Raw genomic sequence first — 20,216 nt, forward strand, 5'->3', positions numbered from 1 at the left:
CACGGGAAGGCCGCCGACAGGTCTGAACGAAGAATAGCAAAAGGGGCCGGCCAAAATGCTGATGAAGAAAGTACCCAACCCAATCGATCGCCATGTCGGCAGCCGCGTCCGCATGCGTCGCATGCTTGCCGGCGTCAGCCAGGAACGGCTCGGGGAAGCGCTCGGCCTGACCTTCCAGCAGGTGCAGAAATACGAGAAGGGCACCAACCGGATCAGTGCCAGCCGCCTGCAGCAGATCTCGAAGATGCTGGGCGTTCCCGTAGCATTCTTCTTCGACGGGGCTCCGAACGACGACACGATCGAAAGCGGCTTTGCCGATGCGTCGGCCACGACCTATGTCGCCGATTTCCTCGCCACCAGCGAGGGCGTGCAGCTGACCAAGGCGTTCGTGCGCATCAAAAGCCCGCGCGTGCGCCGCCGCCTCGTCGACCTGGTCGAGTCGCTCGGCGACGCACCCCCCGAGACCATCGAGCAATAGCGCTCGATCACCCGGGCGGAGCCACGGCCGGGAAACTGACCCGGCCAGGCTGATGAAATATGGCCGGCGCCCCGCCCACGCGAACGTTGCCGACCAGCGTCAGTGCAGAGCCGGTGCCTTCTCCTGTGTCAGGACGAGCGTGCTCCGGTTGATCCGCTGCAGCTGTGGACTGGGATTCACCAGCAGGAAATCCCGGAGCTTCACCTGATCCGGCTCCGACATGGAGAGGATCTGGACCGCGAGCCAGAGCTCGTCGGGCAGGTCCATGCGGTATGCGACGTCCACCAGCTCCTGATGCACCGGTTGATTGCGCAGCAGGTTGGTGAGCAGTCCGAGCGCGTATTCGATCTTGGCGCGACTGCTGTCGGCATCGTGTTGACTAGCCATGCGGAATCCTCCGCTCGCCCGGAGCCCGCTTTGCCTCGCGGCGCGGCTGGATGACCGGTGCAGCAATATCTTTGAAGGCGAGGGTGCGACGGTAAGCCTCTTCGCTCACAGTAATGATCGTGCCGACGCAGCTCATGCCGTCGATCATCGCCGGCAAGCCGAGCGGCCGGACTTCCCAGCCCAGCTCCAGGAAGCGCGGCATCCACCAGGTCTCCATCACCACCGTGATCGCGGCGATGTCGTTGGCCAGGCAATGCTCGAACACCCCAGCCAGAACGGTGTGCAGAACCTTGCTGCCGCCGCCGCGCCGTTCCGGCACGACGAAGATGCGCGTCCACTCGACGATATCGCTACCGCGTTGGAGCCCGCGCACATCGGCTAGAAACGGGAACACATCCGCCATCAGATGCGGGGACAGCGTCGGAACGAGCCGCGTGCCGCCGATCACGCGCCCGTTCTCGAGCGCGAGCAGATAAGTCGCATCCTCAGTGTCGAACTGGTCGACCTCCCGACCATCGGGTCGCTCGAGCGCCATCCATTTGCGCTCACCAACATAAATCTGGTGCCGAATCCTGAAATGCTGCTCGATTTCGGCCCCGTAGAGATGCCGATTGCCGGCATCGACAATATGGATCATCGCCGCCTCCCCTCCCTTGAAGGAGCGCAGGCTGCCGCCTTTCTCTCAGGCTGGGTATTCCGGAATTCCGGAAGAATGCGGCCGGACTCAGCTCAAATGCTGATTTCGCCCCGGCGATAGGCTTCGATGACCGTGCGCGTGCGTCCGCGCACGCCCAACTTCCTGGCAGCATTCTCGAAATGTGCTTCCGCGGTCCCCGCCGAAACGCCGAGACGCTCCGCGACGCCCTCGGTCGTCTTGCCGGTCGCGAACCAGGTCAGGACCTCACGTTCGCGGACGGTCAGGACATGATCGAGGCGCGGCGGCCGCAAGCAATCCGCCGCCTTGCCGTGCGCGTAGATCGACATCAGATGAATGGCCGAGCGCGCCTGCCGCGACAGGTCCGGCCGATCACCCGCCATGGTGACGACCGCCTGGAAGCCTGATTCGCCATGGATCGGCACGCAGAACCCTTCGATCATGTTGAAGTCGCGGGCCCGATGCATCACCTCTCGTTGACGGTCAGAGGCGTCCCCGTCTCGGTAAACATCCGCCCAGGCGAACGGGTCGATGGTCTTCTTGCAGTGGGCCGCGATCGGATCCCAGTCGGAGAACGACCTCTCCAGATAGAGCTCGAACCAGCCCGGCGGCCAGCCGTTCAATAGGACGAGCGGATCGATGCGGTCCCCGACCTCCGGCAGGCCAGTGATCAGAAAGGCATGGAAACCGTAGCTCGCGAGCTTGTCGCGCAAGGCGGCGATCACCGCCGTGGGATCGGCGAGGGCATTCAGATCGTCGATGAAATCGAGCGCGTCCCGTCCCGCGTTGAAATGCCGTCCCGACATGTCCCGCCTTCCCTGACGAGTCAGTTTCGGCCTAGAGCGGCCAAGAATCAACGCATACCAACGAATACCCGTCTATTTCCTGCAAGCAGCGGCGGTAGACGCGAAGTCGGAAGTGCGGTTGACTGCGAAATGAGGTGAGCGGCCCATGCTGAAGAAACTCCCGAACCCGATCGATCGCTATGTCGGCAGCCGCGTGCGCATGCAGCGCATGATGGCGGGTATCAGCCAGGAGAAACTCGGCGACGCGCTCGGCCTGACCTTTCAGCAGATCCAGAAATACGAGAAGGGCACCAATAGAATCAGCGCCAGCCGGTTACAGCAGATCGCCAAGATGCTGGGCGTGCCGGTTGCTTTCTTTTTCGAAGGTGCCCCGGCTGGAGAGGCGGTTGCAGGCGGTTTCGCCGACGCCGCGGCCACTGCCTATGTCGCCGACTTCCTCTCGACGAGCGAGGGCGTTCAACTGTCGAAGGCGTTCGTGCGCATCAAGAACCCGCGCATACGTCGACGGGTCATCGACCTTGTCGAAGCTCTGGCGCATGACTCCGGGGAAATTGCCTGATTCCGCAGTTTTTTGTTCGCCTCGACGAACGAAATGTCGATGAAAAGAATTTCTTGCCTTGACGGCGAACCTTTCCGCTGCAAAAGACGCTGCGCTTTTTTATTTGCACCCGGCTATCCGCCGGCGCCGCATCGCAGCTTGGGAAGGATCCCCCGACCGTGTCCCGCCAGAACTATCTCTTCACCAGCGAATCCGTCTCCGAAGGCCATCCGGACAAGGTCTGCGACCGGATCTCCGACGAGATCGTCGATCTGTTCTTCAAGGAAGCGATCAAGGCGGGTCATGATCCGGCGCAGGTGCGCGTCGCTGCCGAGACGCTGGCGACCACCAACCGCATCGTGATCGCCGGCGAGGTCCGCACCCATCTCGACGAGAAGCAGATCAAGTCGAAGGTGAAGTCGGCCGCGCGCAAGGCGGTCCGCAACATCGGCTACGAGCAGGACGGCTTCCACTGGAAGAAGGCGAAGATCGACGTGCTGCTGCACCCGCAGTCGGCCGACATCGCCCAGGGCGTCGACGAGGCCAGCAACAAGGACGTCGGCGCCGGCGACCAGGGCATCATGTTCGGCTATGCCTGCCGCGAAACCCCCGAGCTGCTGCCGGCCCCGATCTACTACGCCCACAAGATCCTCGAGGTCCTCGCCAAGGCCCGCCATGCCGGCGAGGGCGCGGCTGCCAAGCTCGGCCCCGACGCCAAGAGCCAGGTCACGGTCAAGTACGAGAACGGCAAGCCGGTCGGCGTCACCCAGATCGTGCTCTCGACCCAGCACCTCGACGAGAAGCTCTCCTCGGCCGATGTCCGCAAGATCGTCGAGCCTTATATCCGCCAGACCCTGCCCGATGGCTGGATCTCGAAGGATACCGTCTGGCACGTCAACCCGACCGGCAAGTTCGTGATCGGCGGTCCTGACGGCGACGCCGGCCTGACCGGCCGCAAGATCATCGTCGACACCTATGGCGGCGCGGCTCCCCATGGCGGCGGCGCCTTCTCCGGCAAGGATCCGACCAAGGTCGACCGTTCGGCCGCCTATGCGGCGCGCTATCTCGCCAAGAACGTCGTCGCGGCCAAGCTCGCCGACCGCTGCACGATCCAGCTCGCCTATGCGATCGGCGTCGCCGAGCCGCTGTCGATCTATGTCGACCTGCATGGCACCGGCAAGGTCGAGGAGGCCAAGCTCGAAGCCGTGCTCGGCAAGGTCATGGACCTGACGCCGCGCGGCATCCGCACCCATCTTGCCCTCAACAAGCCGATCTACGCCAAGTCGGCGGCCTACGGCCATTTCGGCCGCAAGGCTGGCCGCGACGGCAGCTTCTCCTGGGAGAAGACCGATCTGGTCGATGCGCTGAAGAAGGCTGTCGCCTGATTCACGCCATTTGCGCGGAACCGAAGGCCGGGGCTCTACCCCGGCCTTTTTCCTTTGACGGCGCGCTGCTTTGATTTGCGCGAATTCTTATCGCTCGGCTGATAACAGCCGTACGGAAAAGCGCGCTAAGGCCTTCTCATGACAGACCAGCACGATTCAGAACGGGCCTTCTTCGGCCGGCGCAAGGGCAAGGGGCTGCGTCAGGGCCAGGCGGAGCGCATCGCCGAGACTTTGCCGGCGCTCCGCCTGCCCGAAGGGCCGATTCCGGACCTGAAAACGCTCTTCCCCGTTTCGGTCGAAGCAATCAGGCTCGAGATCGGCTTCGGCGGCGGCGAGCACCTCCTGTCGCGCATGCGGGAGAGCCCCCAGATCGGCTTCATCGGCGTCGAGCCCTTCGTCAACGGCATGGCCAAGTTCCTGGCCGTGATCGAACAGGAGGGCCTGCGCAACATCCGACTCTGGGACGGCGATGCCGCGCTGCTCCTGCCGCTGCTGCCGGCCGGGAGCATCGACGCAGCTGATCTGCTCTATCCGGACCCCTGGCCGAAGCGTCGTCAGCGCAAGCGCCGCTTCGTCTCCGAACGGACGCTCGCGCTGCTCGCCAGGGTGCTGCGGCCGGGTGGCCGCTTCCGCTTCGCCAGCGATATCGACGACTATGTCGGCTGGACGCTGGCGCGCCTCCTCGCTTCGCCCGATTTTGACTGGGTCGACGAGAGCGCCGAGGACTGGCGCCGGCCCTATCCCGGCTGGGTCCGCACGCGCTACGAAGCCAAGGCGGTCAACGCCGGGCGGGTGCCGAGCTATCTGACTGCGCACCGTCGCGCATCCTGAGGAAGCCGAGCACACGCTGCGCCGTCGTCGGCGTGAGGTTGCGGAAGCTCTGGCGGGCTCGCTCCAGCAGTGCCGCCGACTTGCCATCGCTCTTGCGCAGGCCGATCAGCGCCCTGGTTGTCTCCCAGGACCAACCCATGCCGCGCGCCACCAACAGAACCGCGTCGCGATCCGGGCCGAACACGATCTGCTCGGTCGCCGGCAAGGTCAGACGAGCCAGGGTGGCGACGCCGCAGATGGCATGCTCCACCGCGCCGGACGTCGCATATTGTGCGATCACGGATTCATCGAGCTTGGCGGCCTCGTCGAGGGCCTTGACGTCAGCCAGCGCCTTTCCGAAGCGGCCGAGCTCGTCGCCAATGGTCGCCTGGACCGAGACGGCCTCGGCACCACGTTCGACCGCGCTCGCGACCACTCCTGCCAGAGCCGGCTCGAGCGAGGCTTCAAGGCGGCGGCGGACCGAGCTCTTGGCCGCAGACATCAATTGTTCGGCGAGATCGGCCGGAATGTCGGCGCGGGCGCCGAGCGTCGCCTGCAAGGCATCGTCCTGAGCGGCGCGCATCACGAGAACGCCCATGCCGTGCCGCGAGAAGCGGGCGGTCTGGTTGGCGGCGACGGCATGCGTCACGACACGCCCGCCACGCAGGATCAGGAAATCGGTGACCGGCTCGCCGAGATCGGGGCGCTCGGTGATGGCGAGCATGTGGTCGCGCCCCTTGGCTGCCGCGATGGCGACGAGATCATGGTCGCTGAGGCGGGGCGAGCCGACGAGAACCGGCCGGGCAACCGCGATCTCGTCGAGCGCGAGCTGGCGCACGACGCCGCTCGGCGCATTGGGGACGGGCGCCAACCGCTCGGCCAGCTCGATACGCGCCCGCATTTCGATCGCGCGGGCCAGCCGGCCGATGACCACGTCGAAGACACCGACCTGGTCCTCGCCCATGCCCTTGGCCGTGCTGAGGAAGAGGTCCGTCAACCGGGCCAGGATCGCCGCGCGCTCACCGCTCGAGCCGCGCCCCATCGTCATCTCGAGATCGCGCAGCAACGCACCGACAGAACTCATCACGCAACCTCGCGACACACCTTTCAGCTATTGTAGCAACCAAGAATGACCAGCGGGTTAGCGGGATCGCCGCAATCGCGGAGGCGCTTGCAAGATCGCCGAAACAGGACTAGATAGCGGCCAACAGCTCTGGTTTCGGTGTAAGCCGGCGATCAAGAGCGGGCCCGCCGGCCCGCTCTTTTTTGTTGGCCGAACCCTATCTCGAGCCCTTGCAATCGCAGGAGACGGGCGAGCCATCGGAATGGGCGGGCAGAACGTTCAGGATCAGGAAGCACGGATCGTCGTCGAGAGCGGCGTTGCCGCGCGCGTCGCCGCGATCATCGAGCCGGCGATCATGGATCTCGGCTACCGGCTGGTGCGCGTGCGCATCAGTGCCCAGAACGGCTGCACCGTCCAGATCATGGCCGAGCTGCCAGACGGCACGATGAACGTCGAAGGCTGCGAGGCCGTGAGCCAGGCGGTTTCCCCGGCGCTCGACGTCGACGATCCGATCCAGGCGGCATATCATCTCGAGGTCTCGTCGCCGGGCATCGACCGCCCGCTGGTCAGGCCCGGCGATTTCGAACGCTGGGCCGGCCATCTGACGAAGATCGAGACGAGCGAGCCCCATGCCGGCCGCAAGCGCTTTCGTGGCATCCTGCGTGGTGCCAGTGGCACCGATGCCCTGCTGACGCGCGACGATGCCAAGACGGAGGAGGAGCGCGACGTCGCGATCCCGATGCGGCTGATCGTCGAGGCGCGTCTGATGCTGACCGACGCGCTCGTCACCGAGTCGCTCAGGCGCGGCAAGTCCGGCCTGGCGCCGCACATGCCGCCTGCCGACGAGATCGCCCAGCCCGTACCCGGGCGCGGCAAGTCGCTCGGTCCCCGCGATCCCAAGGCCCGCAAGCCGGGCAAGGGCCGCAAGGGACCGGTGCAGAACACACAGGAAGAGGAGTGAGCGCCATGGCTGTCAGCGCCAACCGGCTCGAGCTGTTGCAGATCGCCGAAGCGGTCGCCCGCGAGAAGTCGATCGACCGCCAGATCGTGATCGACGCGATGCAGGACGCGATCGCCAAGGCGGCGCGCTCACGCTACGGCGCCGAGACCGACGTCCATGCCGAAATCAACACGAAATCGGGCGAGCTCCGGCTGGCGCGCCATCTCCAGGTCGTCGATCTCGTCGAGAACGGCGCCGTCGAGATCACGGTCGACGAAGCCAAGCGCCACAACCCGGCCGCCCAGGTCGGCGATGTCATCGCCGATCCGCTGCCGCCTTTCGATTTCGGCCGCATCGCCGCCCAGTCGGCCAAGCAGGTCATCGTGCAGAAGGTGCGCGAAGCCGAGCGCGACCGGCAGTATGACGAGTACAAGGATCGCATCGGCGAGATCGTCAACGGCGCGGTCAAGCGCGTCGAATACGGCAATGTCTTCGTCGATCTCGGCCGCGGCGAGGCGATCATCCGCCGCGACGAGATGATCCCGCGCGAGACCTTCAAGGTCGGCGACCGCGCCCGCGCCTATGTCTACGACGTGCGCCGCGAGCCGCGCGGCCCGCAGATCTTCCTGTCGCGCACCCATCCGCAGTTCATGGCCAAGCTGTTTGGCCAGGAAGTGCCGGAGATTTATGACGGCATCGTCGAAGTGAAGGCCGTCGCCCGCGATCCGGGCTCGCGCGCCAAGATCGCGGTGATCAGCCGCGATTCCTCGATCGATCCGGTCGGCGCCTGCGTCGGCATGCGCGGCTCGCGCGTGCAGGCCGTGGTCGGCGAGCTGCAGGGCGAGAAGATCGACATCATCCCGTGGTCGCCGGATGTCGCGACCTTCGTCGTCAACGCGCTGCAGCCGGCAGAAGTCGCCAAGGTCGTGCTCGACGAGGAAGCCGACAAGATCGAGGTCGTGGTGCCGGACGAGCAGCTCTCGCTCGCCATCGGCCGCCGCGGCCAGAATGTCCGCCTCGCCTCGCAGCTCACCGGCTGGGATATCGACATCCTGACCGAGGCCGAGGAATCGGAGCGCCGCCAGAAGGAGTTCGTGCAGCGCACCGAGCTGTTCATGAACGCGCTCAACGTCGATGAGACGGTCGGCCAGCTGCTCGCCTCGGAAGGCTTCCGCTCGGTCGAGGAGGTCGCCTATGTCGAGCCGACCGAGCTGTCCTCGATCGAGGGCTTCGACGAGGATACCGCTGCCGAGATCCAGAACCGCGCCCAGGAGTATCTCGCTGCGATCGAGGCTGAGTTCGACGAGAAGCGCAAGGCGCTCGGCGTCGAAGACGAGCTGCGTGAAATCGAGGGCGTCACCACCGCGATGATGGTGGCGCTCGGCGAGAACGAGGTGAAGAGCATCGAGGATCTCGCCGGCTGCGCCACCGACGACCTTGTCGGCTGGACCGAGCGCAAGGAGGGCGAGAACACCCGCCATGCCGGCTATCTCGACGGTTTCGACCTGTCGCGGCAGGACGCCGAGGCGATCGTGATGGCGGCCCGCATCAAGGCGGGCTGGGTCGAGGCGCCGGAGCCCGACGCTGAAACCGACGCTGAAACCGAGGAGTCGCAGGCCTGAGCCGGAGCGACATCGAGATGAGCCAGCGCGGCCTGCGCGAGGGTCCGGAACGGACCTGCGCGGTGACGCGACAGGCGCGGGCGCCGGAGGATCTGATCCGTTTCGTGGTCGGCCCCGGCGACGTGCTGGTGCCGGACATCAGGCGCAAGTTGCCGGGACGCGGCGTCTGGGTTTCTCTCAGCGCTGCGGCGGTCGGCGAAGCGGTGAAGCGGCGTGCCTTCGAGCGCTCGCTGAAGGTGAAGGTTGTGGTTTCGCCTGATCTCGCCGCCGAGGTCGATGCCCTGCTGGTCAGGGATGCGATCCAGGCGCTGGCCATGGCGAACAAGGCGGGACTGGTCTCGACCGGCTTCGCCAAGGTCGAGGCGAAGGCAGGAGCCGGGCGCACTGCCGCGGTGATCGCCGCCAGCGACGGCGCTGAGGACGGCAGACGCAAGATCGGCCAAGCGCTCCGACGGGCGTCGACGCCGAAAGAGATACCGGTCGTGGCGATTTTTGCCGCAGCCGAACTGGAACTGGCGCTCGGGCGTGAGCATGTGATACATGCAGCGCTTGCTCCGGGTCCGGCGACTGAGGGTTTCCTCGCGCGCTGGCGTCGGCTCGTCCGGTTTCGGACGAACGATGCTGGCGAAACAGCGTTTATGGACCCGACTGAATCCGACGCACGTGACCAGACGAAGACCGAACCGGTAGGACCGAACGCGGAATGAGTGATACCAAGACCCCCGGCGACAAGACCCTGAGCGTGACGCCTCCCAAGACGTTGTCGCTGAAGCGGCCTGTCGAACAGAGCACGGTCCGGCAGAGCTTCTCGCATGGGCGCTCGAAGCAGGTCGTCGTCGAAGTCAAGCGCCGCGCCGCCGGCCACGAGCCCGCGCCGGCTCCCGTAGCACGCGCGCCCCAGCCGCCCCAGGCTCCGGCTCCTACACGGCCGCAGCCGCCTCAGGCAGCGCCGCAGGTCAACCGGCCGGCCAGCGGCATGCTGCTGCGCACGCTCTCGGACGACGAGAAGGATGCGCGCCAGCGCGCCCTCTCCGATGCGCGCGCCAGCGAGGCCGAAGCCCGCTCCCACGCTGAGGAGGAAGCGCGCCAGCGCGCCGCCCGCGAACAGCGTGAGCGCGCCGAGCGCGAAGCCGCCCAGGCCCGCCAGCGCGAGGAAGAAGACCGCCGCCGGCAGGAAGACGATCACAAGCGTCGGGCCGAAAGCGCAGCCCGCCAGCGCATGAACGAGGAATCTGCGCCGCCGCGGCCCGCACCGGTGCGCGACGCCACGCAGACTGCCGCTCCCTCCGCCCCGACCTACGCACAGACGCCGCGCCCCGCTCCGTCGGGCCCGCGTGAATCGCGCGAATTCGGTGGGCCGCGCCCACCGATGCGCGATGTCGGCGCAAGGCCGCCGAGCCTCGATGTCCGCCGTCCGCGCGCCGACACGCCGCGGCCGCCGCGCCCCGACGCCAATGCGACGGCCGAGCCGCTCGTCGCGCGGCCCGCTCGGCAGGCGCCCTCTTCAGCAGGCGCACCGCGCAGCCGTCCCGATGACGGCGAGGCGCGTCCCGCTTTCCGCCGTCCCGGTGGCGCTCCCGGCGCGCCGCGAGGCGCACCGGCTCCGGCGCCCAAGACCCCGAAGGTCGGCGAGAAGCCGCGCGGCCGCCTGACGCTGTCGACCGCGACCGGCGGAGACGATGAGCGGACCCGCTCGCTCGCCTCCTTCCGCCGCCGCGTGCAGCGCATGACGGGCCACCGTGCTTCGGACGTCGCCAAGGAACGCGTGATGCGTGAGGTGATTATCCCGGAGACGATCACCATCCAGGAACTCGCCAACCGCATGACCGAGCGGGGCGTCGATGTCATCCGCCTGCTGATGAAGCAGGGCGCGATGCACAAGATCACCGATGTGATCGACGCCGACACCGCCCAGCTCGTGGCCGAGGAAATGGGTCACACCGTCAAGCGCGTCGCCGAATCCGACGTCGAGGAAGGCCTGTTCGACACGCCGGACACCGACGAGACCCTGGTTTCGCGCCCTGCGGTCGTGACCATCATGGGCCATGTCGACCACGGCAAGACCTCGCTGCTCGACGCGATCCGGCAGACCCATGTCGTCACCGGTGAAGCCGGTGGCATCACCCAGCATATCGGCGCCTATCAGGTGACGACGCCGGCAGGCGCGAAGGTGACCTTCATCGACACCCCGGGCCACGCCGCCTTCACGGCGATGCGCGCCCGCGGCGCCAAGGTGACAGACGTCGTCGTGCTGGTCGTCGCGGCCGATGACGGCGTCATGCCGCAGACGGTCGAGGCCATCAACCACGCCAAGGCGGCCAAGGTGCCGCTGATCGTGGCGATCAACAAGATCGACAAGGCGGACGCCAACCCGGACCGCGTGCGCTCCGAGCTGCTGCAATACGAGATCCAGGTCGAGACGCTCGGCGGCGAGACGCTGGAGATCGAGGTTTCGGCCAAGACCGGCAAGAATCTCGACAAGCTGCTCGAGGCGATCGCCCTGCAGGCCGAGCTGCTCGACCTGAAGTCCAATCCCGAGCGTGCCGCCGAAGGCACCGTGATCGAGGCCAAGCTCGACCGTGGCCGTGGCCCGGTCGCGACCGTGCTGGTCCAGCGCGGCACATTGCGCACCGGCGACATCATCGTCGCCGGCTCGGAATGGGGCCGCGTCCGCGCCCTGATCGGCGATACAGGCGCCCACATCAAGGAGGCGCTGCCGTCGCTCCCGGTCGAGGTGCTCGGCTTCAACGGCACGCCCGAGGCCGGCGACCGCGTTGCGGTCGTCGAATCCGAGGCGCGCGCCCGCGAGATCACCGACTATCGTGAGCGCCAGAAGCGCGACCGTATCGCCGCACGCGGCGGCGGATCGGCCGCCGGCCGCTCGCTCGCCGAGATGATGCGCGACCTCAAGGAAGGCGCTGGCCGCAAGGAATTCCCGCTCGTCGTCAAGGGCGACGTGCAGGGTTCGGTCGAGGCCATCGTCGGCACGCTCGAAAAGGTCGGCAATGATGAGGTCCGCGCCCGCGTGCTCTCGTCCGGCGTCGGCGGGATCACGGAATCCGATGTCACGCTCGCCCAGGCTTCGGGCGCCGCCGTGATCGGCTTCAACGTGCGTGCCCATAAGGAAGCGCGCGAGGCGGCTGAACGGGCCGGCGTCGAAATCCGCTACTACAACATCATCTACAATCTCGTGGATGACGTGAAGGCGGCGATGTCGGGCCTGCTGGCCCCGACCCTGCGCGAAACCATGCTCGGCAATGCTCAGATCCTCGAGATCTTCGCGGTCTCGAAGGTCGGCAAGATCGCCGGCTGCCGTGTTACCGACGGCACGATCGAGCGCGGCGCCAATGTCCGCCTGATCCGCGACAATGTCGTGGTTCACGAGGGCAAGCTCGCCCAGCTCAAGCGCTTCAAGGACGACGCCAAGGAAGTGGTGGCGGGCCAGGAGTGCGGCATGTCCTTCGAGAACTATCAGGACATGCGCGCCGGCGACGTGATCGAGTGCTATCGCGTCGAGGAGATCAAGCGGACGCTCTGATCGGCCCGCTTGCTCCCCGGGATATTCCAGATGGCCGGGCTTTCGCCCGGCCATGACGTTTAAAACCCGTCCGTCCGGTCCGACCCCGGAGAACGAGAACCATGGCAAAAAAACCCAACTCACAGGGCTCCGGCCCCTCGCAGCGCCAACTCCGCGTCGGCGAGCTCATCCGCCATGCGCTCGCCGAGATGCTGGCGCGCGGCGAGATTCATGACGACGTCCTGGCCAAGTACGTCATCACCGTGCCCGAGGTCCGGCTCTCGCCCGATCTCAAGCTCGCGACCTGCTACATTATGCCGCTCGGCGGCCAGGACGTCGCCCCGGTGCTGAAGGCGCTGAGCGGCCATACGCGCTATATCCGCGGCGAGATCGCCCAGCGCGTGAACCTGAAATACGCGCCGAATGTCCGCTTCCTGCGGGATGAGAGCTTCGCCGAGGCCGAGCGTGTCGACGCGCTGCTCTATTCCGAGAAGGTACGCCAGGACCTCCTGAAGCAGCCGCTGCGGATTCAGCAGGACGATCAGAACGATGACTGAGGCCACGAGCCAACCCGCGGCGGAGGAGCCGCAGCAGGCGCCCTCGCCGCGCCCAAAGAAGCGCGACGTGCATGGCTGGGTGGTGCTCGACAAGCCGCTTGGCATGACCTCGACCCATGCCGTCGCCGTGGTCAAGCGCGCCTTCTGCGCCAAGAAGGCCGGCCATGCCGGCACCCTCGATCCGCTCGCGTCTGGCCTCCTGCCGATCGCGCTCGGCGAAGCGACCAAGACCGTGCCCTTCGTCATGGATGGCCGCAAGGCTTACGAGTTCACGGTGGCCTGGGGCTCGCAGACCGATACCGACGATACCGAGGGCAAGGTCGTCGCGACCTCGGAGCAGCGTCCCGACGAAACCGCGATCGCGGCCCTGCTGCCGCGCTTCACCGGAACGATCCAGCAGGTGCCGCCGAAGTTCTCGGCGATCAAGATCGCCGGGGAGCGCGCCTACGATCTCGCCCGCGACGGCGAGGAGGTGACGCTGCAGGCACGCCCGGTCGAGATCACCGCGCTGCGCATCGTCCGGCACGACGGCCCGACCACCACCTTCGAGGCCGAATGCGGCAAGGGCACCTATGTCCGCGCCATCGCCCGCGATCTCGGTCTGGCGCTCGGTTGCCTCGGCCATGTCGCGCATCTGCGTCGCACCCGCGTCGGGCCGTTCTCGATAGCGGATGCGGCAACCGTCGAGGCGCTGCGCGATGGCGACAACGCCACACAGGCGCTGCTGCCGGTCTCGGCGGCGCTGGCATTGATCCCCGAGATCGTCGTGCACCGCGACGCCGCGCTCAGGCTCAAGCGCGGCCAGAGCGTGCTGCTGCGCGGTCGCGACGCGCCGCTGGAAGCGGAGGCGGTCTATGCGGTGAGTGGCGGCGTCTTGATCGCCACTGGCTCGATTGCGCAGGGCGAATTCGTCCCGCATCGCGTCTTCAACCTGTAGGCGAGCCCGTTTCTGGATTGCACGCAGTCGTCCGAAAACTGCTCGGAAACAGCGCCAAAATCGCCGGAAATCGGCTGTTTTCCGGCAGAAATAGCCCCCTTTAAAACGAAATTTACCAGTTTAGCGACCTCCTTGAGTGCCAGTCTGCCCCGGCAACCCAAGGAGCCACTCGTGAAGAAGCTCGCCTCGCTCTGGCTACCAATCTCGAACCGGCTCGCCATCCTCGGGGTTGTCATTATCGCCGCCGCCGTGGCTGCGTCGGTCGTCCTGTCGATCCGCGCCGCCGACAGCGCGATGCGCGAACGGGCTCAGGCCAGCCTGATCGTCAACAGCAACCTGCTGCGCGATGTCCTGACCTCCAAGGGCGAAGCGCGGCTCGATGGCGACAAGCTCTATTTCGGCTCCGAATTGGTGAACGGCAACTTCGCCGCGGTCGACAAGGTCAAGGCGCTCTCCGGCGGGACGGCGACCGTGTTCATGGGCGACACGCGCGTCTCGACCAATGTGCAGAAGCCGGATGGCTCGCGCGCGGTCGGCACCAAGCTGGCACAGGGCCCGGCCTACGATGCCGTCTTCAAGGAGCGCCGGACTTACTCGGGCGCCGCCGATATCCTCGGCATTCCCTATTTCACCATCTACGAACCGATCATCCAGACGTCGAACAACGCGGTGATCGGCATTCTCTATGTCGGCATCAAGCAATCGGACTTCCTCACCGTCATCGACGAGATGATCCGCAACAACGTCGCCGCAGGCCTTGTGATCGCTGCGATCGGTGGAGCGTTGCTGTTCTGGCTGACGCGCCGGATGTTGAGGCCTCTCGGCCAGCTCAAGGAAACGATGCTGAAGCTGGCTGCTGGCGACCTCGCCAGCGAGCCGCCGAAGCTTCGCAGCGGTGACGAGGTCGCGGCCATGGCCGATGCGGTCGCCATCCTGCGCCAGGCCGCGATCGAGAAGGCGCGGCTGGAAACCGAAGCGACGGAGCAATCGGAGCGCAGCGATTCCGAGCGCCGCAGCAATCAGGCCGAGCGCGAGCGCGCGGCGGAGCAGCAGCGCGACCATGCACGACAGCAGGAGGCGATCGTCCGTGCCCTCGCCTCTGGGCTGGAGCGGCTTGCCCAGGCCGACCTGACCTGCCGGATCGAGGACGTCTTCCCGGCGGAGTACGAGCAGCTGCGCGCCGATTTCAACGAGGCCGTCGATCGCCTTGCGGTGACGGTCTCGACGATTCAGGCGACCTCGGCCGAGGTCGGCATGGCAGCGCGCGAGATCAACACCGGTGCTGACGATCTGTCGAAGCGCACCGAGGAGCAGGCCTCGTCGCTGGAAGAGACAGCGGCAACGACCGAAGAGCTGGCAGCCTCGGTGAAGGCTTCGGCGCAAGGCGCGCGCCAGGCGGCGGCGATCGCCGAGGAGGCGATGAAGGCGGCGCAGGATGGCGGCGCCATCGCCGGCGAGGCGGTCGCGGCCATGGCCCGCATCGAGCAGGCCTCGAAGAAGATCTCCGACATCATCCGGGTGATCGACGACATCGCCTTCCAGACCAATCTGCTGGCGCTGAACGCCGCGGTCGAGGCCGCCCGTGCCGGCGATGCGGGCAAAGGCTTTGCCGTCGTTGCGAGCGAAGTTCGCACCCTGGCGCAGCGCTCGAGCGAGGCGGCCAAGGACATTTCCGGTTTGATCTCCTCCTCGAACAGCGAGGTCGAGACCGGCGTCAAGCTGGTGCGCCGGGCCGGCGACTCGCTGGAGAAGATCCTGTCGGCCTCGCAGAAGGTCACCGGTACGATCCAGGAGATCTCGGCGGCCTCGGCCGAGCAGGCTCATGGCATCGACGAGATGAGCCAGGCGGTCGCCCATCTCGACGAGATGACGCAGGCGAATGCCGCGCTGGCCGAACAGAGCGCCGCCTCGGCCGGGGCGCTGTCGGGCCGCATCAGCGAGCTCAACACGCTGGTGGCCAGCTTCCGGACAGGGAGCAACGCTAGCATCGCCACGGCCACTGGATCGGCCTCTGCCGGCCCCGTGGCGCGGCCGGCGGCCACCCGCGTAGCCAGGCCCAGCGCTAGACCGACCGTGCCGGAATCCGAGCCGCAGCGGCTGCGCCAGCTCGCCGAGGCCGCCTTCGCCCAGAGCAAAGCCGCCGCGCCGCGCCGCGAGCCGCGCCCCGCAGCCCCGGCTCAACCCCGCAAGGCCGCCAACGGCCGCGCCGGGGACGATGGCTGGGAGGAGTTCTGAGGAGCCGAATGCCTTGCCACGATGAATGAAGCGCAGCCGACCCGATGCGATCCGGCGCAGACCGGGACCGGGCCGGCGGCACGAGAGATAAAGCTCTGGGGGATATTATGAAGAAGCTCGGCTCCAACCTGTCGATCCGACAGATCCTGATCGGCGTCATCAGCGCCATGGCCTTGCTGGCGGCCGGTTTGGCCCTGCAATCGATCTGGTCGGCCTATGGCCGCTACACCAACTCGCAGCAGGTCGTCGGGCTCGCCGGGTTGAACAAGAACCTGTTCGATGCGCTCGGCGCCTTCCGGCTCGAGCGAGCGGCGATGCAGAGTTCCGTGATCCTGCCGAGCGACAAGGCCCAGGATTCGATCAAGACCTACCAGATGCGGCGCAAGACCGTCGATGACGCCATCGCGCAGGCGAATCTCGTGCTCGATGCCGCGAAGCGGCCGGCGCTGACGCCGGTGCGGGCCGAGCTCGCTTCCGTCTACGACGAGAACCGCAAGATCCGCGAGACCGTCGACAACGCGGTCAAGCTCCCGGTCGAAAGCCGCGACAAGCAGCTCGCGGCGCAGGTCCTCGCGACCGGCGAAAAGCTGCTGCAGAGCCTCGACAAGGCGTCACTGGCCGTCGACAGCGAAATCCGCGTCCTGAACCCGAGCCTGACCGAACTCGTCGCGGCGCGCGCGCTCGCCTGGAGCGCCCGTACCTATGCCGGCACCGCCGGGATCATGATCAGCACGATCGCAGCGCAGGCCCGATCGTTCGACGCCAAGGAGAGCATCGCCCTGATGAGCGCCGATGCCGGCGCGCTCGCCACCTGGCGCTCGCTGCGCGACATCGTCGACACGGCCCAGGCCGACCCCGCCATCAAGGCGGCGATCGCCAAGGCGCAGGCGACCTATTACGCCGGGTCGGTCAAGGAGATGCGCGAAGCGCTGGTGCAGCGCGTCACGAGCGGCGGCAAGCCCGAGGTCAGCGTCGACCAATGGCGCGCCCAGATCGTGCCGGCGCTCGAGACCATCGCCAGTGTCGCCAATGTCGCCATCGACCAGGCCATCCTGGCAGCGGACGCGGCGGCGCAGACGGCGTTCACCAACCTGATCGCCTATGCCGCCCTGCTCGGCCTTTGCCTGCTGCTCGCGATCACCGGCTTCGTCGTCGTACGTTCGCGCGTCACCGGGCCGCTCGGCGCGATGACGGCGGCGATGACGCAGCTCGCCGAAGGCAATCTCGCTGCGACCCTGCCGGCGATCAGAAACCGCGACGAGATGGGAGCGATGGCCTCGGCGTTGTCGGTGTTCCGCGACAACCTGACCAAGATGCGCGAGCTTGAGCAGCAGGAGCAGGCACAGGCGGCCGAACGCCTGGCGCGGGCGGAATCGATGGCCTCGGTCGTCTCGGATGTCGGTGCAGTTGTTTCGGCTGCTGCGGCGGGTGATTTTTCGGCGCGCCTGGCGCTGGAGCATGCCGATGTGGAGATGGGCAAGCTCGTCTCCGGCATCAACGAGATCAACCGCGTCGTCGACGCGGCGACGACGGAGTTCGCGCAGGCGCTGCAGGCGATCGCCTCGGGCGACCTGACGCACCGGGTCGAGAGCGCCTATCGCGGCCGCTTCGCCGAATTGAAGGAGGCGATCAACGAGACCGCCGACCGGCTGTCCTCGACGCTGCGGACGATCCAGGTGACGGTGGGCGATGTCGGCCTCTCCGCCCGCGAGATCTCGACCGGCGCCGACGACCTGTCGAAGCGGACCGAGGACCAGGCCTCGTCGCTGGAGGAGAGCGCCGCGACCACCGAGGAGCTCGCGGCCTCGGTCAAGGCCGCCGCCCAGGCCTCGCAGCAGGGCGTCGTGCTCGCCGGCGAGGCGATGGCGGTGGCGCAGGCTGGCGGCGGCATCGTCACCGACGCAGTCGCGGCGATGGCGCGGATCGAGGACGCCTCCAAGAAGATCTCGGACATCATCCGGGTGATCGACGACATCGCCTTCCAGACCAATCTGCTGGCCTTGAACGCCGCCGTCGAGGCGGCCCGCGCCGGCGACGCCGGCAAGGGCTTCGCCGTCGTTGCATCGGAGGTCCGCACCCTGGCGCAGCGCTCGTCCGCAGCGGCGAAGGACATCTCCGGCCTGATCTCGTCCTCGAATGCCGAGGTCGGCGAGGGCGTCAAGCTCGTGCGCCAGGCCGGCGACGCGCTGACTCGCATCGTCGAGGCCTCGCAGCGGGTGCAGGCCACGGTCTCGGAGGTCGCGGCGGCTTCCGCCGAGCAGGCCAACGGCATCGAGGAGATGAGCCAGACCGTCGCCCATATGGACGAGATGACCCAGCAGAACGCGGCGCTCGCCGAAGAGAGCGCCGCTTCCGCCGGCATGCTCTCGGGCAAGATCGGCGAGCTCGGCACGCTGGTCGCCGCCTTCCGCACCGGCGAGGGCGGGCCTACCGGCGCCCGGGCCGCACCGGTCGCGAGCCCCGCCGCCTTCGCCTCGCCGCGCCTGCGCGCCGCCGACAACGCCGCGATCGCGGCCGGCAACGGCTCCGAGCCCGAGCGCCTGCGCAAGCTCGCCGAGGCCGCCTTCGAGCAGCAGAAGGCGGCGCCGAGGCGCGAGCCGCGCGCGCCAGCCCCTGCGCCGGCCCGCAAAGCCGCCAATTCGCGCGCCGGCGACGCCGGCTGGGAAGAGTTCTAAGGGCTGTTAAGCCGGCCGCTCAGCCGCTGAAGACAGCTTCGCCGCCGCGCAGACGGGCGACATCGCGCAGCGGCGGGGCGCCGAACAGCCGGCTGTATTCGCGGCTGAACTGCGAGGGGCTCTCATAGCCGACCTCGAACCCGGCCGAGGCCGCGTCCTGCGCATTGGCCAGGATCAGCCGGCGGGCTTCCTGCAAGCGTAGCTGTTTCTGGTACTGCAGCGGGCTCATCGCCGTCACCGCCTTGAAATGCTGATGCAGCGCGGAGGGGCTCATCCGTGCCTCCGTCGCAACGATCTCGATGCTGAACGGCTTGCGGTAATTGCGCTTGATCCAGCCGATGGCGCGATTGACTTGCTGCAATTTGCTCTCCGCCACCGCGATCTGGCGCAGGCGCGCCGCCTGCTCGCCGGTCAGCAGGCGGTAGAGGATCTCGCGCTCGGCCAGCGGCGCGAGCATCGGAACGTCAGCAGGCGCGGCCAGCAAGCCGGTCAGCCGGATCACGGCATCGAGCAGGGCCGGCGTCATCGGGCTGACCGTCATACCCGGACCGGGCGACAGCTCCCGCTCGGCGAAAGGCGCAGATTCCAGCATGAGCGCACTGATGGCGAGCGGATCGAGCTCGAGTTTGACGCAGAGATAGGGTTTTTCCGGCGTCGCCTCGATCACCTGGCCGATGACCGGCAGATCGAGCGAGACGACGAGGCAGTGGGCCGCATCGTAGCGATAGATCCGGTCACCGAGGATCACCTGCTTGGCGCCCTGCGCGATGATGCAGAGCGCCGGCTCGTGCAGGCCATGCATCGGCTCGCTCGGCTGCGAGAGACGGACCACCTTCAATCGCGAGATCGTCGTCATGTGAACGCCATCGGTCGGCGCGAAACGCGCGATCAGTGCGGCGAGCTCCTCGACCTGACGCATGCGAGAATCCTCTTTCACCGGCGACGGGCAGCCGCCTCGGCTTCGGACTTTCATATAAGGAAGTGGCAGGGTTTTGCGATGGCCTAGCCTCATCGCTGGAGGATCAGGCAATGATCGCGGCGGATCGATCTACCGCGTCTCGCCGCCGCCGGTGCATTGTCCGAGCATACCGGCAGCGTTGGTGAACAACGGACCCAAGGGGCGAATGCTCCGGCGTCCTGTGCCGGTCACTACTGACATGTTCCTGTCAGAGGCGGCGCTATCTGCACCGCCCAACACCCTGAACAAAAGGAGGACATCATGCCCTTCAGCCAGGTCATTCAATCGCTCGGCGCGATCGCGTCGATCATCGCGCCGGCCAAGCCGGTGGTTCGTCCGCTCGAGATCGATCTCGAGCTCCCGGAGCCATTGACCAAAGCCGAGCTCGCCGTGCTCGGTCGCTGGATCAGCGAAGATGGCGCCATCCGGCTCGATCTTCGCCCCAATGGCCGCTTCGGCAAGCAGCGCGATCAGGCGCCTAGCCATGCCGGCCGCTACGAGGTCGATGCGTCGCTGCTCTATTTCGAGAGCGATGCCGGCCATGTCTGGAGCGGCGAACTCCGCCGCGGCCAGCTCGCTTTCGGCGAGAAGCGCTTTCGCCGCACCATGCAGCTCGATCCGACCAGATTGATTCAATCTGGCCGGTGAAGCCC

General features: G+C 67.1%; 18 protein-coding genes. 13 read left to right on the forward strand and 5 right to left on the reverse strand.

The window, feature by feature from the left end; translation table 11 throughout:
• Nucleotides 1-61 precede the first annotated feature (61 nt).
• Nucleotides 62-478: a helix-turn-helix domain-containing protein gene (locus tag ACSQ3M_RS22125; RefSeq protein ID WP_436152260.1), complete on the forward strand. Its 417-nt coding sequence runs from the start codon at nucleotides 62-64 to the stop codon at nucleotides 476-478.
• A 99-nt stretch (nucleotides 479-577) separates the two neighbouring features.
• Here the strand turns inward: ACSQ3M_RS22125 and ACSQ3M_RS22130 are convergent, their stop codons facing one another.
• The 3 genes from ACSQ3M_RS22130 to ACSQ3M_RS22140 form a co-directional block, all read right to left on the reverse strand.
• A complete protein-coding gene (locus ACSQ3M_RS22130; RefSeq protein ID WP_284167329.1) occupies nucleotides 578-865 on the reverse strand; it encodes a hypothetical protein in 288 nt (95 codons plus the stop codon).
• Nucleotides 858-1,502: an acyl-homoserine-lactone synthase gene (locus ACSQ3M_RS22135; RefSeq protein ID WP_436152226.1), complete on the reverse strand. Its 645-nt coding sequence runs from the start codon at nucleotides 1,500-1,502 to the stop codon at nucleotides 858-860. The genes ACSQ3M_RS22130 and ACSQ3M_RS22135 overlap by 8 nt, the downstream gene beginning before the upstream one ends.
• A 92-nt stretch (nucleotides 1,503-1,594) precedes the next feature.
• Nucleotides 1,595-2,377: an autoinducer binding domain-containing protein gene (locus tag ACSQ3M_RS22140; protein WP_436152227.1), complete on the reverse strand. Its 783-nt coding sequence runs from the start codon at nucleotides 2,375-2,377 to the stop codon at nucleotides 1,595-1,597.
• 97 nt (nucleotides 2,378-2,474) lie between these two features.
• On the opposite strand from ACSQ3M_RS22140, the gene ACSQ3M_RS22145 reads away from it, so the two are divergent.
• From ACSQ3M_RS22145 to trmB, 3 genes are all read left to right on the forward strand, one after another.
• Entirely contained in the window at nucleotides 2,475-2,885 is a 411-nt protein-coding gene (locus ACSQ3M_RS22145; RefSeq protein ID WP_436152261.1) for a helix-turn-helix domain-containing protein, read from the forward strand.
• A gap of 158 nt (nucleotides 2,886-3,043) precedes the next feature.
• Nucleotides 3,044-4,249 (forward strand): methionine adenosyltransferase, encoded by a 1,206-nt coding sequence (gene metK, locus ACSQ3M_RS22150; RefSeq protein WP_436152228.1) that lies wholly within the window; start codon nucleotides 3,044-3,046, stop codon nucleotides 4,247-4,249.
• A gap of 138 nt (nucleotides 4,250-4,387) precedes the next feature.
• On the forward strand, nucleotides 4,388-5,080 hold the full coding sequence (trmB, locus tag ACSQ3M_RS22155) for a tRNA (guanine(46)-N(7))-methyltransferase TrmB (protein WP_436152229.1): 693 nt from the start codon (nucleotides 4,388-4,390) through the stop codon (nucleotides 5,078-5,080).
• Here the strand turns inward: trmB and ACSQ3M_RS22160 are convergent.
• Nucleotides 5,028-6,143 carry a DUF2336 domain-containing protein gene (locus tag ACSQ3M_RS22160; protein WP_436152230.1) on the reverse strand — a complete coding sequence of 372 codons (1,116 nt, stop codon included), beginning with the start codon at nucleotides 6,141-6,143 and terminating at the stop codon, nucleotides 5,028-5,030. The genes trmB and ACSQ3M_RS22160 overlap by 53 nt on opposite strands.
• A 241-nt stretch (nucleotides 6,144-6,384) precedes the next feature.
• Here ACSQ3M_RS22160 and rimP point away from each other — a divergent pair, with 241 nt between their 5' ends.
• The 8 genes from rimP to ACSQ3M_RS22200 all read left to right on the forward strand — a co-directional run bounded on the left by rimP (nucleotide 6,385) and on the right by ACSQ3M_RS22200 (nucleotide 18,605).
• Nucleotides 6,385-7,083 (forward strand): ribosome maturation factor RimP, encoded by a 699-nt coding sequence (gene rimP / locus ACSQ3M_RS22165; RefSeq protein WP_436152231.1) that lies wholly within the window; start codon nucleotides 6,385-6,387, stop codon nucleotides 7,081-7,083.
• A 5-nt stretch (nucleotides 7,084-7,088) separates the two neighbouring features.
• Entirely contained in the window at nucleotides 7,089-8,684 is a 1,596-nt protein-coding gene (gene nusA / locus ACSQ3M_RS22170; protein WP_436152232.1) for a transcription termination factor NusA, read from the forward strand.
• Nucleotides 8,685-8,701: 17 nt separating this feature from the next.
• Nucleotides 8,702-9,391 (forward strand): RNA-binding protein, encoded by a 690-nt coding sequence (locus tag ACSQ3M_RS22175; protein ID WP_436152233.1) that lies wholly within the window; start codon nucleotides 8,702-8,704, stop codon nucleotides 9,389-9,391.
• Nucleotides 9,388-12,222, forward strand: coding sequence for a translation initiation factor IF-2 (infB, locus tag ACSQ3M_RS22180; protein ID WP_436152234.1), 2,835 nt, complete (start codon nucleotides 9,388-9,390; stop codon nucleotides 12,220-12,222). Before ACSQ3M_RS22175 ends, infB begins: the two co-directional genes overlap by 4 nt.
• 101 nt (nucleotides 12,223-12,323) lie before the next feature.
• Nucleotides 12,324-12,758, forward strand: a complete 435-nt coding sequence (gene rbfA / locus ACSQ3M_RS22185) for a 30S ribosome-binding factor RbfA (protein ID WP_436152235.1) — start codon at nucleotides 12,324-12,326, stop codon at nucleotides 12,756-12,758.
• Nucleotides 12,751-13,695 carry a tRNA pseudouridine(55) synthase TruB gene (gene truB / locus ACSQ3M_RS22190; RefSeq protein WP_436152236.1) on the forward strand — a complete coding sequence of 315 codons (945 nt, stop codon included), beginning with the start codon at nucleotides 12,751-12,753 and terminating at the stop codon, nucleotides 13,693-13,695. Before rbfA ends, truB begins: the two co-directional genes overlap by 8 nt.
• A gap of 171 nt (nucleotides 13,696-13,866) precedes the next feature.
• Nucleotides 13,867-15,930: a methyl-accepting chemotaxis protein gene (locus ACSQ3M_RS22195; RefSeq protein WP_436152237.1), complete on the forward strand. Its 2,064-nt coding sequence runs from the start codon at nucleotides 13,867-13,869 to the stop codon at nucleotides 15,928-15,930.
• A 107-nt stretch (nucleotides 15,931-16,037) separates the two neighbouring features.
• Nucleotides 16,038-18,605 carry a methyl-accepting chemotaxis protein gene (locus ACSQ3M_RS22200; protein ID WP_436152238.1) on the forward strand — a complete coding sequence of 856 codons (2,568 nt, stop codon included), beginning with the start codon at nucleotides 16,038-16,040 and terminating at the stop codon, nucleotides 18,603-18,605.
• A gap of 19 nt (nucleotides 18,606-18,624) precedes the next feature.
• On the opposite strand, the gene ACSQ3M_RS22205 is transcribed toward ACSQ3M_RS22200, so the two are convergent.
• Nucleotides 18,625-19,524, reverse strand: a complete 900-nt coding sequence (locus tag ACSQ3M_RS22205; RefSeq protein WP_436152239.1) for an AraC family transcriptional regulator — start codon at nucleotides 19,522-19,524, stop codon at nucleotides 18,625-18,627.
• A gap of 300 nt (nucleotides 19,525-19,824) precedes the next feature.
• Between ACSQ3M_RS22205 and ACSQ3M_RS22210 the strand changes: the two genes are divergently transcribed.
• A complete protein-coding gene (locus tag ACSQ3M_RS22210; protein WP_436152240.1) occupies nucleotides 19,825-20,211 on the forward strand; it encodes an Atu4866 domain-containing protein in 387 nt (128 codons plus the stop codon).
• The last annotated feature ends 5 nt before the right edge of the window (nucleotides 20,212-20,216 follow it).

The organism is Allobosea sp. LjRoot90 (assembly GCF_964254315.1).
GTDB lineage: Bacteria > Pseudomonadota > Alphaproteobacteria > Rhizobiales > Beijerinckiaceae > Allobosea.

Coding starts and splice junctions, on each gene's coding strand:
- nusA (WP_436152232.1), top strand. CDS start 7,089: ATGGCTGTCAGCGCCAACCGGCTCGAGCTGTTGCAGATCGCCGAAGCG.
- trmB (WP_436152229.1), top strand. CDS start 4,388: ATGACAGACCAGCACGATTCAGAACGGGCCTTCTTCGGCCGGCGCAAG.
- infB (WP_436152234.1), top strand. CDS start 9,388: ATGAGTGATACCAAGACCCCCGGCGACAAGACCCTGAGCGTGACGCCT.
- rimP (WP_436152231.1), top strand. CDS start 6,385: ATGGGCGGGCAGAACGTTCAGGATCAGGAAGCACGGATCGTCGTCGAG.
- ACSQ3M_RS22210 (WP_436152240.1), top strand. CDS start 19,825: ATGCCCTTCAGCCAGGTCATTCAATCGCTCGGCGCGATCGCGTCGATC.
- ACSQ3M_RS22205 (WP_436152239.1), bottom strand. CDS start 19,524: ATGCGTCAGGTCGAGGAGCTCGCCGCACTGATCGCGCGTTTCGCGCCG.
- ACSQ3M_RS22135 (WP_436152226.1), bottom strand. CDS start 1,502: ATGATCCATATTGTCGATGCCGGCAATCGGCATCTCTACGGGGCCGAA.
- rbfA (WP_436152235.1), top strand. CDS start 12,324: ATGGCAAAAAAACCCAACTCACAGGGCTCCGGCCCCTCGCAGCGCCAA.
- ACSQ3M_RS22200 (WP_436152238.1), top strand. CDS start 16,038: ATGAAGAAGCTCGGCTCCAACCTGTCGATCCGACAGATCCTGATCGGC.
- ACSQ3M_RS22175 (WP_436152233.1), top strand. CDS start 8,702: ATGAGCCAGCGCGGCCTGCGCGAGGGTCCGGAACGGACCTGCGCGGTG.
- truB (WP_436152236.1), top strand. CDS start 12,751: ATGACTGAGGCCACGAGCCAACCCGCGGCGGAGGAGCCGCAGCAGGCG.
- ACSQ3M_RS22130 (WP_284167329.1), bottom strand. CDS start 865: ATGGCTAGTCAACACGATGCCGACAGCAGTCGCGCCAAGATCGAATAC.
- ACSQ3M_RS22125 (WP_436152260.1), top strand. CDS start 62: ATGAAGAAAGTACCCAACCCAATCGATCGCCATGTCGGCAGCCGCGTC.
- ACSQ3M_RS22160 (WP_436152230.1), bottom strand. CDS start 6,143: ATGAGTTCTGTCGGTGCGTTGCTGCGCGATCTCGAGATGACGATGGGG.